The 14,330-nt window shown below is 44.1% G+C and carries 9 protein-coding genes and 1 pseudogene; 4 read left to right on the forward strand and 6 right to left on the reverse strand.

Annotation, left to right across the window (positions count from 1 at the left end; all coding sequences use genetic code 11):
- The first annotated feature begins 27 nt into the window (after positions 1–27).
- Positions 28–1,419 (forward strand): uracil-xanthine permease family protein, encoded by a 1,392-nt coding sequence (locus tag KJB05_RS17235; RefSeq protein WP_039985618.1) that lies wholly within the window; start codon positions 28–30, stop codon positions 1,417–1,419.
- 78 nt (positions 1,420–1,497) lie between these two features.
- On the opposite strand, the gene envZ is transcribed toward KJB05_RS17235, so the two are convergent.
- Positions 1,498–2,790, reverse strand: coding sequence for a two-component system sensor histidine kinase EnvZ (gene envZ, locus KJB05_RS17240; RefSeq protein WP_045368237.1), 1,293 nt, complete (start codon positions 2,788–2,790; stop codon positions 1,498–1,500).
- 125 nt (positions 2,791–2,915) lie between these two features.
- Positions 2,916–3,635 carry a two-component system response regulator OmpR gene (ompR, locus tag KJB05_RS17245; protein WP_005430151.1) on the reverse strand — a complete coding sequence of 240 codons (720 nt, stop codon included), beginning with the start codon at positions 3,633–3,635 and terminating at the stop codon, positions 2,916–2,918.
- A 214-nt stretch (positions 3,636–3,849) separates the two neighbouring features.
- On the opposite strand from ompR, the pseudogene KJB05_RS17250 reads away from it, so the two are divergent.
- The 3 genes and pseudogenes from KJB05_RS17250 to KJB05_RS17260 all read left to right on the forward strand — a co-directional run.
- Positions 3,850–3,990 (forward strand): annotated as a pseudogene (locus tag KJB05_RS17250) (transcription elongation factor GreB); the annotation flags it as partial.
- A gap of 314 nt (positions 3,991–4,304) precedes the next feature.
- Positions 4,305–6,884 carry an S-type pyocin domain-containing protein gene (locus tag KJB05_RS17255; RefSeq protein WP_208445585.1) on the forward strand — a complete coding sequence of 860 codons (2,580 nt, stop codon included), beginning with the start codon at positions 4,305–4,307 and terminating at the stop codon, positions 6,882–6,884.
- Positions 6,881–7,138: a bacteriocin immunity protein gene (locus tag KJB05_RS17260; protein ID WP_208445576.1), complete on the forward strand. Its 258-nt coding sequence runs from the start codon at positions 6,881–6,883 to the stop codon at positions 7,136–7,138. The genes KJB05_RS17255 and KJB05_RS17260 overlap by 4 nt, the downstream gene beginning before the upstream one ends.
- A 38-nt stretch (positions 7,139–7,176) precedes the next feature.
- Here KJB05_RS17260 and KJB05_RS17265 read toward each other — a convergent pair whose 3' ends face one another.
- The 4 genes from KJB05_RS17265 to KJB05_RS17280 form a co-directional block, all read right to left on the reverse strand.
- Entirely contained in the window at positions 7,177–8,568 is a 1,392-nt protein-coding gene (locus tag KJB05_RS17265; protein ID WP_208445577.1) for a hypothetical protein, read from the reverse strand.
- Entirely contained in the window at positions 8,565–11,459 is a 2,895-nt protein-coding gene (locus KJB05_RS17270) for a type I restriction endonuclease subunit R (protein ID WP_208445578.1), read from the reverse strand. Before KJB05_RS17270 ends, KJB05_RS17265 begins: the two co-directional genes overlap by 4 nt.
- Before the next feature lie 67 nt (positions 11,460–11,526).
- The gene (locus KJB05_RS17275; RefSeq protein WP_208445579.1) at positions 11,527–12,753 is read right to left on the reverse strand and encodes a restriction endonuclease subunit S; all 1,227 of its coding nucleotides are present in this window, start codon (positions 12,751–12,753) and stop codon (positions 11,527–11,529) included.
- Entirely contained in the window at positions 12,750–14,321 is a 1,572-nt protein-coding gene (locus KJB05_RS17280) for a type I restriction-modification system subunit M (RefSeq protein ID WP_208445580.1), read from the reverse strand. Before KJB05_RS17280 ends, KJB05_RS17275 begins: the two co-directional genes overlap by 4 nt.
- Positions 14,322–14,330 lie beyond the last annotated feature (9 nt).

Raw genomic sequence — 14,330 nt, forward strand, 5'->3', positions numbered from 1 at the left:
AGAATTATTGCGACTAGCGAGACAAACATGACAACTTCAAACCGAACTTCGGAACTGGTCTATCAGTTAAACGATCGTCCACCACTACCTCAGACCATTTTTGCTGCACTTCAGCACTTATTGGCGATGTTCGTAGCCGTTATTACCCCTTCTCTGATCATTTGTCAGTCTTTGGGTGTACCTGCTGACCAAACCAACACCATCATCAGCATGTCACTGTTTGCATCTGGCGTGTCTTCCTTTATTCAAATTCGTACCTTTGGCCCTATAGGCTCTGGCTTGCTTTCAGTGCAAGGCACCAGCTTTAATTTCCTTGGTCCAATTATTGGTGCTGGTCTTTCTCTTAAGGCAGGCGGCGCTGATCTTAGCACCATGATGGCAGCGATTTTCGGTACTATCTTGGTCGCGTCTTTTGCTGAAATCCTGCTATCTCGCGTCCTAGAGCACGCACGCCGCATCATTACACCATTGGTATCTGGCATTGTCGTGACGCTTATCGGCCTGACGCTTATCCAAGTGGGCTTAGTATCAATGGGCGGTGGCTACGCGGCAATGAGCGACGGCTCTTTCGGTAGCTTAGACAAGTTAGCTCTCGCTGGTACAGTACTTGGCTTGATCGTAATTCTTAACCGCTCCAAAAACCCGTACCTGCGCGTAGCTTCTATCGTGATTGCAATGTTGGTTGGCTACGTCATGGCGTACTTCATGGGCATGGTCGACACCTCAACACTGGGTGAAACTGACCTCATCGCACTGCCGATCCCAATGCAATACGGCTTGAGCTTCGACTGGTCGTTGTTTATTCCACTGGTTCTGATTTTCTTCATTACGGCACTAGAAGCAATTGGTGACATTACCGCAACGTCTGAAGTTTCCGGTGAGCCAGTGAAAGGTCCGGTTTACATGAAGCGCATCAAAGGTGGCGTATTGGCTGACGGTCTGAACTCAGCGATTGCAGCAGTATTCAACAGCTTCCCGAACTCTACCTTCAGCCAAAACAACGGCATCATCATGCTCACTGGCGTAGCAAGCCGTTACGTAGGTTACTTCATCTCAGGCATGCTGGTGATTCTGGGTCTTTTCCCAGGTGTGGCAAGCTTTGTTCAGCTGATTCCTGAGCCAGTGCTGGGCGGCGCAACTATCGTGATGTTCGGTACCATTGCCGCAGCGGGCGTACGCATCATCTCTCGTGTCGACCTCGATCGCCGCGCAATCCTGATTATGGCGCTGTCATTCTCGATGGGTTTGGGCATTGCACAAAAACCAGAAATTCTGCAATTCATGCCTGAGTTTATTAAGAGCATTTTCTCAACCGGCGTGGCTGCAGGCGGCATCACCGCTATCGTACTGAACCTACTGCTTCCAGAGAAGTTGGAAGAGGAAGACGAGCTGGTTGCTCAAGAGGTAAAAGAATCCTAACCTTGCACTAGGATGATCGGAAAGCCCAACCAAACTTTGGTTGGGCTTTTTTATTGGGATCGATTGAGCGAAGAACGCTTACTTGGTTGGGAAACTGATTTGCGCGATTAAGCCACCTTCACTGCGGTTACGTACCACAACCGAACCAGAGTGTTGGCTAACGATACGCTTCACAATGGCTAAGCCCAAACCGGTCCCTTCACTGCCTCGCGCCGTATCACCACGAGTAAAAGGTTCAAACAGCTTGGCGATTTGCGACTGCTCGATGCCCGGGCCGTTGTCTTCAACGCACACCCACACCAACTGTTTGTCGGCGGTGACGCCCGTACTGATTTTCACCCAACCATTACCATAACGCAGAGCATTGACCACAAGGTTACTCACCGCACGTTTGATCGCGATTGGGCTGCCTTTTGCGGTTGGCATCGTTGGGTTGAGGTCCGTTTCAATTTCGACTTCATAACCCCCTTCCGACGTTGCGACATCGCTAGTGATAGTATTGATGTCCACCTGCTCAAACGACTCTTTATTTACTGGCTTGAGGTAGTCCATAAACTGGCTGATGATCTCGTTACACTCTTCGGTATCACTGATGATGCCTTCGGCTAGGTAACTGTCTTCAGGTGACATCATTTCTGTCGCGAGGCGAATACGCGTCAGTGGCGTACGCAAGTCGTGACTGATGCCTGCCATTAGTAGCGCACGATCTTCTTCCAGTTCTTGAATACCTTTCGACATCTGGTTGAATGCGCGAGTTACAGAGCGGATTTCTGAAGCACCTTTCTCCGGCAACGGCGGTGGAATTTCGCCTCGACCTACTCCTTTCGCGGCTTTTTCTAGCGCAATCAAAGGACGGTTTTGCAAACGGATAAACAACCAACCACCAGCAATGATCAGAAGCGCCATGATCAAGCTGTTACGGAACAGCGGAGCAAAGTCTTCTTCTTGCAGTTCAGAAAGCGGAATACGGATGATGGAGTTAGGCAACTGATCGATGCGCATCCACAGAATGTAGCTTTCACTGCCAAGCAGCAAACGTACTTCTGTTGGTGAGCCGAGCTCTTGAGTCATCTCTTCTGACATCAAATCAATCGACATCGCATGATTGAACTCATTCATCATCTCGCTATCGACGCTGTGTACCGTCACACCCAAGTTTTCCAGCAGTTGGTGGCGCAGCGGCGCGTCAGCCTTGAGTAGGCCATCTTCATCGAGAACCAGATTCAATTCGTGGGCGAGAATTTTGTTGAACTGCTGCAAACTTGGCATCAACGCGTAGTTAAAAACGGCGTAGTAAGAAAAGACTTGGCTAGCGAGAAGCAAAGAGATGAACAGCAGAATGGATTGTGTAAATGAACTTCGGATTCGCATGGAGGATCCCTAATGGACTGTTCCTAGTGAACAACATTAATTGCGAGTTTCCAGCCCTCAAACAGGAAGGAGGCTTGAGGGTGGAATATGAGCAGCCGAGTATTATCGGCAGGCCTTAGAAGGTATTACGCTTCTTTGCCGTCTGGGACGAACACGTAACCCAAGCCCCATACCGTTTGGATGTAGCGTGGCTTGCTTGGATCGTCTTCTAGCATGCGGCGTAGACGTGAGATTTGAACGTCGATAGAACGTTCCATCGCTGAGTATTCACGACCACGAGCCATGTTCATCAGCTTATCACGCGACATCGGCTCACGAGCGTTGGTCACTAGCGCTTTCAGCACTGCGAATTCACCCGACGTCAGTGGCATCGCTTCGTCACCACGGAACATTTCACGCGTACCTAGGTTCAGACGGAAGTCACCGAATTCAACCACTTTCTCTTCCGTGCTTGGCGCACCTGGTAGTTCAACCGTTTGGCGGCGAAGTACTGCTTTAATACGAGCCAGCAGTTCACGCGGGTTGAACGGTTTTGGTAGGTAATCGTCTGCACCCACTTCAAGGCCAACGATACGATCGACTTCATCGCCTTTCGCTGTCAGCATCAGAATAGGTAGCATGTTGTTGGCATGACGTAGACGACGACAAATCGATAAGCCATCTTCGCCCGGCAACATTAAATCCAACACCATAAGGTGGAAGTTTTCACGGGTCAGAAGACGGTCCATCTGCTCGCCGTTAGCGACACTTCTCACTTGAAAACCTTGCTCAGAAAGGTAACGCTCCAACAGAGCACGCAAACGAGCATCGTCATCAACCACTAATATTTTATGATTTTCCTGCATTGAAACATCCTTTCAGAGGCATCTATAGTCAAAAATGTATCACTGTTTTTTCAAACGTGCTTGTTCAAATTGTTACTCTTTTTATCTTAGCCACGGTTTTGATGAATTATTTCGATGTTTCGCATTATTTTTCTCCTCATCACAACAATTTACAGTCAGACAAAATCAAGGCTAATATGATTGGCAGAATCCAATAACGGATGATTTACTTCTAATGAAAACCAATTTAATTACCCGTGAAGGCTACAATCGCCTAAAAACAGAGCTCGATTTTTTATGGCGAGAAGAACGCCCTGAAGTCACCAAAAAAGTCACTTGGGCTGCAAGCTTGGGCGACCGAAGTGAAAACGCTGATTTAAGATTAGAACTATAATTTTCATAATATTATTCATATGATACTGATTTTAAAGCAATTATAATTAGTATGCATAACCTTTAGGCATACTATTCAAAATTCCCACCTACCTTTCGAAGTCTCCGCAATAAGTTGGCTAGATTTCCAATAAATTAGAAAATTCGACAATATTTTGAACAACCTAATAGCACTGTATATGTAACCCATTGTTTTTAGTGACTAATGCAAATGGCGTGATTTTTGCGAAGTAGAGGCATTATTGGCTTAACTTGGGTTAAATCGTGTCATACAAAGTTCTCCCACTGTCGGAAGTAATGTCCCATGAATTCGGGTTGATAGAGGGCAACTTCCACAACCTCGCGGAAGCAGATATCGCCTCTGCCATTCCTGCTCATCTTACCTTTGATCAGCTAAAACAACACCTCCACGAGGGTAAGCTCGTACTCGTGAGTGATACACCTCAAATTCCCGCACTTCTGAGTTACAACGACCCAATTGGTCCTAAAACATGGCGCCTAAACTCTGAGGTTATCTCTGCATTTTCGGATGATGCGACTAAGGAGTTGTTAGCAAAGACTAAAATCCCCAGAGCAACGGGAGGGTACAGCACACGTATTGTAGAGACCGCGACACTCGAACGAGCTTACACGCCGCAGCCAATAGCAACCGAAAGTGAAGAGGAAATCACCAAGGAATTCGAGTACAGCTTCGAAGTTGGCTGCTCGGATGCCACCATAAAGAAAATGGTGCACAGTGACTTTGCTTTAGCGAAAACTGAAAAAGAGAACGCGGTAACCCGCTGGGAGCAAGCCAATACCGAGCAAGGTACCCGCTACACAGCGTTATGTATGTTTGATGAGCCAAAGCGTTTAAATGTCCACATCGCTGACGACAATCTCGGGCTGACACCATTGGAATCAATCACACTACAAAAAGCCGGCAGCCATAAAACAGAGGAAGGTTTTATACCTGTCGTTCCGGCTGTGCGATTGGGCGAACGCCTAGGCTTGCCGACAGAGGGCTATTACTACCACTTTAATGATGGTGAACTGGTCCAAGAGTACAAAATTCTCGGACAAAAAAAATGGGCGTTTTACGCTACGCGATCGACACAAGACAAGCTCAATGATGAGCGTGGTTTTACCAAAGACCAAAGCGCTATATTGGTGTATTGGAAGTTGGCCAACCAAGTCCTTGAGAACCAATACATCGTTTACCTTGAGCGCCAAATCACACGAGAAGAGCTCGATAACCTCAGTGAAGATTGGCTGAGTGAAAACGGGATAAAGTTGGATATTCCTGCACTGTTTGATGCAGCTAAACAGCCGGAAGAAGCACGCGTAGAAGATAACAACGATGAGACGGAAGCAGAACAAACCGCAGCAACGCACATCGTAGTTGCAGGGGAAAGCTGGCAGAGCATAGCTGAACGGTATGGTATGGGTGCTAAAGCCTTGCTCTCGCTTAACCCAGTGTTTGAGGCCGACCCTCTATCACTCACAATTGGTGATGAAATTGTTGTTGCTGAAGTACTGCAACAACAAGCACCAGACAAAAAGAACACCTTTCCGCCACTGCGCCCGCAAACCTACAACAACATCCGCAACAGTCATTATCAGCACAGCGATGCACTACTTTGGCTAACCACGTATCGAGCCATCAACGCTGCCGATTTCGTCGAAGGTGATGTCGCCATCCTTAACTTAAAAGACGCCACAAGCTCGCTCGTGTTCGCTAAATCCTGCACCAGGCCAGAAGGGTGTATTGAAATTGGTGACCAACAAGAGTCAATCAGTAACTTCGGCCCTTGGTCATTCTTCTTTGCGCAAGCGAATGCGACCCCAGCAGCTGTCATACCCGCCATTCAAGCAACACAAGCACAAATGGCCATGGGAAGTTCCGCAGCTGTCGCCGGCTCACCAGAGCAAACGCAGCAAACCCAAACCGCAGCGATGCAGTTGGATAAACTGGCCGGCACATTGAAAGACAAAATCGTTGAGGGCTACCGCTGGCAAGTAGAAGGCATTGGCGCTTTGTTTGCCATGCAGCAAAGCTTGTTTGGCGATAACACCCAATACACAGACCAAGATTTGCGCCAAGTGACCACGGCGCAAAGCCGCGTTCGTGTCCACATTACCGAACCCCGAAATGGGGAGTTTTACCCGCACGTGCAGGGCTATCATGTAGACGACACGCGCATCCCTATCAAATACGTGAAACAGGGAAATAATAGCCAGCTGTCCGTTGCGATTGAGGAGAACGGGCCAACCATCTATTGGACACCAGAAGAAAACGGTGAAGCAAGTTGGCAAACTACCCCCGATCATAGTGATGGCTTTGAAAAAGACGATATACTCGTCACGCCAATCCACTCGGATGGCGATGCGAACGTCACCGTTACGCCTGCGCCTGAAGAGAAAGACTGGCGTGATGCGATCTTGGTATTCCCTGAAAGCTCAGGTATTGCTCCGCTCTATGTGGTTTACAAAGAAAGCCCGAGGGATAAGCCCGGAGTCGTTACCGGTAAGGGCGAAGATATCTTTGGCATTTGGTTAGCTGATGCGGGTAAAGACTTAGGTGCTCCAATACCCTCCCAAATCGCTGATAAACTCAGAGGAAGAGAGTTCAGCAGCTTTGATGCGTTCCGACAGGCATTCTGGTTGGAGGTGTCTCAAGACAGCTTTTTAAAAGGACAGTTTAATGCACAAAACCAGATTCGGATTGGGTTGGGGAAAGCACCTAAAACAAGAAGTCGAGATAAAGTAGGAAAGAGAAATTCTTTTGAGCTACACCATATAGATGAAGTACAAAATGGCGGCAAGGTTTACGACTTAGACAATTTAAAAGTGACCACTCCCAAAAATCATATTGATATTCATAGAGGTATGAAGTGAGTAAAAAAAGCATAACGGACTATACCGAAGCAGAGTTCTTGCTCTTTGTTAAAGATATTTTTAAAGAAAATGCATCAGATTCAGATGATGTTCTTGACGAACTGCTAGATGTTTTTGAGGAAATAACCGAGCACCCTGATGGAACTGACTTAATTTATTACCCAGAGAATCCAGGTGAAGATACGCCTGAAGGGATAGTAAAAATAGTGAAAGATTGGCGTGCTAGTCAGGGGCTTCCTTGCTTCAAAGAGTAAGGGGTAAAGGCGTCATCGTGACGCCTTTTGAAAGTCAACTAAAACTCAGTACTGGCTTCAGCAGGTTTATTACCTAAATTTAAGTGTTCCCAGTCACTTTCATCTGAATAGTCTTTTCCCCGAGCTTTAACATCATACATCTCGTACTCTCCAAGCCCCGATTCACCAATGACAAGCGGTAGCTTTACTTCAAAGTCAACGTAGATGCTATCCCCATAAAACACTTTATCGGGATCACTCTCGCCAGACAGAGTGCACGAGTATTTAATGTATAGGCCATCTCCAGATACCCACCGATGCGATTCTTTATGTAGGTCATTAACTTCGTCAAAATGTGCGTTGGTCATCGCCATCTCTGAGTTAACGGCATCAGCCTCTATCATTTCTGTGTATACAGTATCCCAAAGTTCCTCAATCGCTTCTTCAGCCACACTGTCTAAGTCTTGGAGCTGCAATGAATACTGATCCAACGTCATTTGGATATGTTCGAACAACCAAGTTGAATCATAGTCTTCTTCATTTTCTGATTTGATTACATTATTCAAACAATCAAATAAAGTTTCCGAGTTGTACGAGAGGTACTTTATCTTTTTTAGGTTCTTAGCTGTAAATGACTCATCGTTTATCAATTGGTAAAAATCTTTGTAGCCGAAGGTTGCAGCGATGATTTCTGACAAATGGAATAACGAGTATCGCTTTTCATCATCATTCAAGCTATCCGAAAGAGTATTCATGAATTGATATGCAAGTGGGAGTCGTAAAGTACGTAGTTCGTTTTCATGTTCAGCTTTGCTTATCTCAAAAGCAAACGCAGCTTTCTTTGCTTCTTGCGCTTTTTTAGCTTCGTTACGTGCCAAAGCTTCGTTGTTGAGTCTCAACTCCTTAGTTTTTTCTTGCGCCTCAAGGTACTTCTCTTCAATTAGTTTCTTTCTAGCTTCAGAGGCGGCTGCTTGCTCTTGTAGCATTTTAGTTCTGGCAACTGAGTTTTCAATCTCAGCTCGTACTTCATCTTCCGCGACCTTATCTTGTAAGTTGGCCTTTGCTGTAGCTTTCACTAATCGACCACGATCTAATTCTTTATCAACATCTTGGTCTACTTTGTGACCATATCTTAGTTTTTCACTATGTTTTTGGATTTGCTGAATAGTTAGATGTAAGTAAGGAGAAATAAGTAGATAGGAGCAAGATAGAATTAATGGCCACCACAATGTATCCCACACATTGTTATGTCCAATAGAAAGCCATTCAACGGAGTTTTTGAAAACGGAGACACGACTATCAACACTTTGACGCCCAAAAAGTAGCAGAGCTAATTTATCCCAGTTAAAAATGCCCCATGACACAATAAAAGCCCCGAAAAATGGACTTGTGATCCGGCTATTTACATTGCTACTAACTGACTCAAAGAGTTCCTTTACAGTTTCACTCATTCTAAAAAACCACCAATAAACGTATCGACAAACCCTTTAAACTTCTCTGTCAACCGACCGACAATCTTCTTACGTTGCAGTATCGTAGGCTTTGTTTGCAGTGTTCCTGCGAAATCATCACGTAGTGGCATCTCTTCGCTAAGCTCATAACGGTTTACTAATATCTCCAACTTGTTTTTGTCGAGCTGTTCTTCATTGGCAAGTTTTTCTAGAGCTTCACGCTTTTCTCTCTCCCAAAAGAATTCAAACTCTTCTTCAACATCGGCGTGTGCCGGGATACCTTCGAGGTGATCATTCATGAACTTCTCGATAAGAGCCTTTTTACTAAGCAGCGTTGGATCTGACCCGATTAGGTTGGCGATAACCTGACGTTTACGGGCCTTCTCTTCCGTACTTTCCTCTTCGTGTAGCTCTCGCAGTAAGTGAAGGATATAACCGACATTCACTTCATCTCGGTGCATCAGCTCAAGTTCAAAGTCGACATCATCCAATATCGAAACTTTCTCTTTAGTCGAGTTCTCACGCAACTGGCGATTCAAGTCAGCGTATTTACTGGTGAAGTCCTGAAACTCTTGCTCGCTCATCTCGGTGGCATCCATGTCGAAGTCAGCAAAGTTACCAAGCATGTTTTTTAAACGCATCAGTTCGCGGAACTGTCTGACAAACCACGCTTGTGCCTCTTCATCTGGCAAGTTATCGACTGAATCTACCGTTGGCGTGATCGAAATGAGTGCGGCATATGCCTTATCAAAATCGACCAGCAGATCATCGAATGATGGCATTTCAATCACTTCGGTCGGCTGCTTATTGGAGAACATTTTGAAAGCGTCATCAGCCGCAGTTTTGAGATTGCGGAAACATACCACATTACCGTGAGACTTGGTTTCATCCAGCAGGCGATTAGTGCGCGAAAAGGCTTGAATCAACCCGTGGTGTTTCAGGCTCTTATCGACATACAGGGTATTTAGCCTTGGAGCATCAAAGCCAGTCAGGAACATGTTGACCACTAAAAGAATATCGATCTCTTTGGCTTTCACTCGTTTAGAGATGTTCTTGTAGTAGTTATAGAAAGACTCGTTATCTTTGGTTGTATAGCTTGTGCCGAACATCTTGTTGTAATCGCCTATGAAAGACTCAAGCTTATCTCGACTGTGCAATTTTACTGTGTCGCTGTCATTCAAATACTTCGCTGCGACTTCTTGAATCTCTACCGCATCACCATTACCTAACTCGTACTCTTCCTCTTCATTGGCTTCATAGCTAAAAATGGTCGCGACTTTTAGGTTGTGTTTACCTTCCGCTTTCTTCTTAGCAAGCAACTCGTAGTACTGGATCAGCTCTGGTACACCAGATACACAGAACATCGCATTGTAATCGCGACTGTGCGTCTTTCTTCGGTGATGAGCAATAATGTAGTCGGTAATCTTATCAAGACGCGCAGGAGAGCTTAAAAGCTCTTTGGTGTCGATATCTTCAACTTCAATATCAAGATTGTTGTTCGAGCCATCTTTGTATTGATAGCGCCCCACATACTCGATGGCAAACTTCAGAACGTTATTGTCACGAATAGCATCAACGATCACATAAGGGTGTAAACATTCGCCAAAAAGGTCTTTTGTGGTTTTCTTTATGGACTTTTTAGCCACTGCGTTTTTAGCAAAGATTGGCGTTCCCGTAAAACCAAACAACTGAGCACCTTGGAAGAACTGAGTAATATTCTGGTGTGTATCACCAAACTGGCTTCGGTGGCACTCATCGAAGATAAAGATAATACGTTTATCTCTCAGTGCTTCCATCTCACTTAGGTAGCGCTTTTTAGTCACCACATTATTGAGTTTTTGCAGCGTAGTGACGACAAGTTTGTTGTTGCGATTTTCGTTAATCTTTTTGCCTTTGATTGGCTTATCGATTAGCTGGTGAAACAGCATGTTGGTATTGTCTGTGCTATCGACACAACCTTTGGCAAAGGCATTAAACTCTAACGCTGTTTGGTAATCGAGGTCTTTACGGTCAACAACAAAAACGACTTTATCGACTTCACTTAATGAAGTCATAATCTGCGCCGCTTTAAAAGATGTCAGCGTTTTACCAGAACCCGTAGTGTGCCATATGTAACCGTTCAAGTCTGTGGTTTTGACTTGCTTAATAATCTCTTCTACCGCATAGAACTGATACGGACGCAGCACCATTAAGAGCTTTCCTGTCTCGTTCAAGACAATGTACTTAGTCAGCATCGCTGTTAAATGCGATGTTGTTAGGAAAGCACTAGCAAAGCTCGAAAGTTGACTAATTTTCTTATTATCAAAATCCGTCCAATCAAAAGTTTGCTTAGCGGACATCTCGCTATTATTAGAGAAATACTGAGTATTAACCCCATTAGAAATCACGAACAGTTGAATATAATTGAACAGACCGTGGTTGGCATGATAAGAGTGCTTTTGATAGCGTTTGACTTGATTGAAGGCTTCTTTTAACTCAATACCACGTCGCTTGAGTTCGATCTGTACTAAAGGAAGACCATTTACCAATACCGTCACATCATATCGGTTGGTATAGATACCCTTCACTGTGATTTGTTGGGCAACCTGAAACTTGTTTTTACTAGCATCATCAAACAACAAGGTTAGATGTCGAGTGTCGCCATCATCCAAGGTGACATCAAGCTGATCGCGCAATGTCTTCGCTTTGGTGAAGATATTACCTTTCTCTAGCTTACCCAATACCTGACGAAACTCAGTATCCGAAAGCGTACATTCATTCACTTTCTCAAGTTGAGTCTTTAGGTTCACTTCAAGCGCAGCATTGTCTTTAAGCGCAATGACCTCAAAGCCTTTAGTGCCAAGCTGAGCAATTAAGTTATCTTCTAATTGTTGTTCTGATTGATAAGCCATGTGACGATTTAATTTCCTTGAGTGCTTTCATGTATAGCCCTAACAAATAGAGCTATACATTACAAAATTACACAAACATCTGCTGAAGTAAGCCTTTTTTGAACTGCTTAGTGTGTTCTATCTGCTCTGCAACACCTTCGATTTTGATATCGATAGCTTTAAGGAATTGTGTGATTTTTTGTTGCTCTTCCAAACAAGGAAGATGAACTCTAGTTTTCAACCAACCTTGAGTTTTGAAAAGCAGCTTTTCAATATGGACACCATCACTATTTATGAAGAACGATCTGCGCATAAAAGGAGTTGTAGTGAATCGATTGAAGTAGTCGATATCTAGAAGATCTTCAACTGGACGGAATACATTGTATTCATTTGAAACAATAGCGCCGTCAAGTTCTGAAGGCACTAGCCCACAAGCACCATGTACAATTTGTCGTTTCGAAATGACGAACTCATTTTCATGAATAGTAAATTGGTTCTTCACAAGTACATCTTTACCTTTGAAGTGTCCGCGACTTTTGACACCACCAAACCCACGCTTAACCGTTATAAGCTCATAGGTTTCTTCATCGTCCATGCTTAAAGAATCTGACTGTAAAAGTAATATTTCTTTTAATGCATGCTCCTTCCAATCAGGAAACGCAACTCCATTTTCATCTTTAAAGCGGATCTGCTGGCTAAAAATCTGCTGCATAACGCCTTTTTTGTATTCTTTGAGCAGACGATGCTTTGCGATTAGGTGACTAATTTTGATGTCAATGACATTAAAGAAATCAGCTATTTTATTCTGTTCAAGATTACATGGGTAAGAAATACCTACATCTATGAAGAACTCATTCACACTTACATTTAATAAGCCGTGGTTACGTGCACCTTCTTGAGCAATACGATATATGCTCTTATTTAACCGACCACTTTCAAATTGATGTTCAAAGAACTCAGAATAGCCATCGAAGTCACTATTGGTCCTAAAGCAAATGTATAGTGGGGATACAACGCCAGAGTCACTAAACTTTAATCGTTTTATAGCTCCCATAGGATAGCCTTTCGAATAGCTTTTGTTATAAGCAAAGTCCCCTCGGCTAAGTAGGTAATATCCCGAGGTATCTTTAGATGCAACGGACTTAGTGAAATACTTATTTTGACTTACTAATCCATCTTGCCCGGAGATAGTAAGTACATTTGTGTTTAGTGAACTATTTTTTTCTTTGACTCTATCAAAAACCTCACACAACGGTGATACCTTCCATTCGTCATTAAACTCAGGAAATCTCAAAGAAGGCACACTCTGATTCATGGTTTCACCTCAAAAGGTGCTTTAATATTCAGCTCTTTACAATAGGCTGCAATGATTCTGTCCGTCTCGAAAACAGCGTCATCATTTTCTACTAATAGCTTCGATACGGCAGCTAAGTCTACTAATTCCTCTTCTTCAAAGGTATCGACATAACGTGGTATGTTGAGATTGTAATCATTATCAGACATATCCTTCTGAGTGGCGATATATGCAAATTTATCAATACTTTCTCGCTTGATGACTGCATCTAAAATTCGTTGCAAATCTGCATCGCCCATTGCATTACCATTAGTTACTTTTTCAAAGTACTGGCTAGCATCAATAAATAATACATTGTCATCAGTTTTACGATTCTTCTTTAGTACAAGTATGCAGGTAGCTATTGCAGCACCAAAAAAGATATTCGCGGGTAACCCAATAACCATATCAAGATAATTTTTCTCTTTAATAAGGTGCTGGCGAATATGCCCTTCAGCGGCTCCACGGAACAGCACACCATGAGGAAGTACCACTGCCATAGTACCGTTATCTTCTAACTGATGGACCATATGCTGTACAAAGGCAAAATCAGCCTTGCCTTTAGGAGCGAGCTTGCCGTAATCAGAAAACCGCTCATTATTCAGATGCAGAGGGTTTGACGACCAAGTTGCTGAAAACGGAGGGTTAGCTACTACCGCGCTGAAACGTTGCTCGATATGCGCTGGAGCTTCTAACGTGTCGTCATTCTGAATGTCGAAGCGATTGTAGTGAACATCATGCATGATCATGTTCATACGAGCTAAGTTATAAGTACTCGGGTTCTGCTCTTGCCCATAGAACTTTAAGTCTGGGTTATTGGCTTCTTTCGCTACACGTAATAGCAATGAGCCAGAACCACACGTTGGATCATAAACAGACTTTAGATTTGGGTTATCAAGCGTTACAAGCTTAGCGAGGAGCTTAGAAACCATTTGCGGCGTATAGAATTCACCAGCTTTTTTGCCCGCACCACTGGCGAACATACCAATTAGATACTCGTATGCATCACCAAGAATATCAATCTCACTGTTTTCTAAGTGGAAATCGATGTTATCTAGGTGCTCAAGTACTTTAGCAATTAGTTTGTTACGAGCATCTGGCGTTTTACCTAGCTTGTTTGATGTTAGGTCGAGCTCATCAAACAGGCCGTTAAAGTCATCTGCGCTGTCTGCACCCATGGTGCTTTGCTCGATATCGTTCAAGACATCACGTACATCATCAAGAATGAACTCACCATTAGCACCAGCTTCAGCAACCACATGAAACAACTCTGATGGCTTAAAGAAGTAACCGAGTTTGTCTAGCGCCTCTTCTTGGACTGCCTCTAGGTACTCTTTGCCTTTTTCGCTCTTCTCATCGATTTGCGCGAACTGAATACCATCTTCTGAAAGCAATTCATTAGCGTAGCGATTTAGCTTATCTGAAAGGTATTTGTAGAAGATTAGGCCAAGGATGTAATCACGAAAGTCATCGGCAGACATATTGCCACGAAGGGTATTGGCGATATTCCAAAGCTGTTTCTTTAGTTCTTGTTGGTGTTGTTCGACCATGAGGTGTCC

Source organism: Vibrio sp. B1ASS3 (assembly GCF_905175355.1).
In the GTDB taxonomy this organism is placed as follows: Bacteria; Pseudomonadota; Gammaproteobacteria; order Enterobacterales; family Vibrionaceae; genus Vibrio; species Vibrio owensii.

Excerpts from the sequence above, each read along its gene's own strand:
- KJB05_RS17235 (WP_039985618.1), top strand. The coding sequence starts at position 28 with ATGACAACTTCAAACCGAACTTCGGAACTGGTCTATCAGTTAAACGAT.
- envZ (WP_045368237.1), bottom strand. The coding sequence starts at position 2,790 with ATGCGAATCCGAAGTTCATTTACACAATCCATTCTGCTGTTCATCTCT.
- ompR (WP_005430151.1), bottom strand. The coding sequence starts at position 3,635 with ATGCAGGAAAATCATAAAATATTAGTGGTTGATGACGATGCTCGTTTG.
- KJB05_RS17255 (WP_208445585.1), top strand. The coding sequence starts at position 4,305 with ATGTCCCATGAATTCGGGTTGATAGAGGGCAACTTCCACAACCTCGCG.
- KJB05_RS17265 (WP_208445577.1), bottom strand. The coding sequence starts at position 8,568 with ATGAGTGAAACTGTAAAGGAACTCTTTGAGTCAGTTAGTAGCAATGTA.
- KJB05_RS17270 (WP_208445578.1), bottom strand. The coding sequence starts at position 11,459 with ATGGCTTATCAATCAGAACAACAATTAGAAGATAACTTAATTGCTCAG.
- KJB05_RS17275 (WP_208445579.1), bottom strand. The coding sequence starts at position 12,753 with ATGAATCAGAGTGTGCCTTCTTTGAGATTTCCTGAGTTTAATGACGAA.
- KJB05_RS17280 (WP_208445580.1), bottom strand. The coding sequence starts at position 14,321 with ATGGTCGAACAACACCAACAAGAACTAAAGAAACAGCTTTGGAATATC.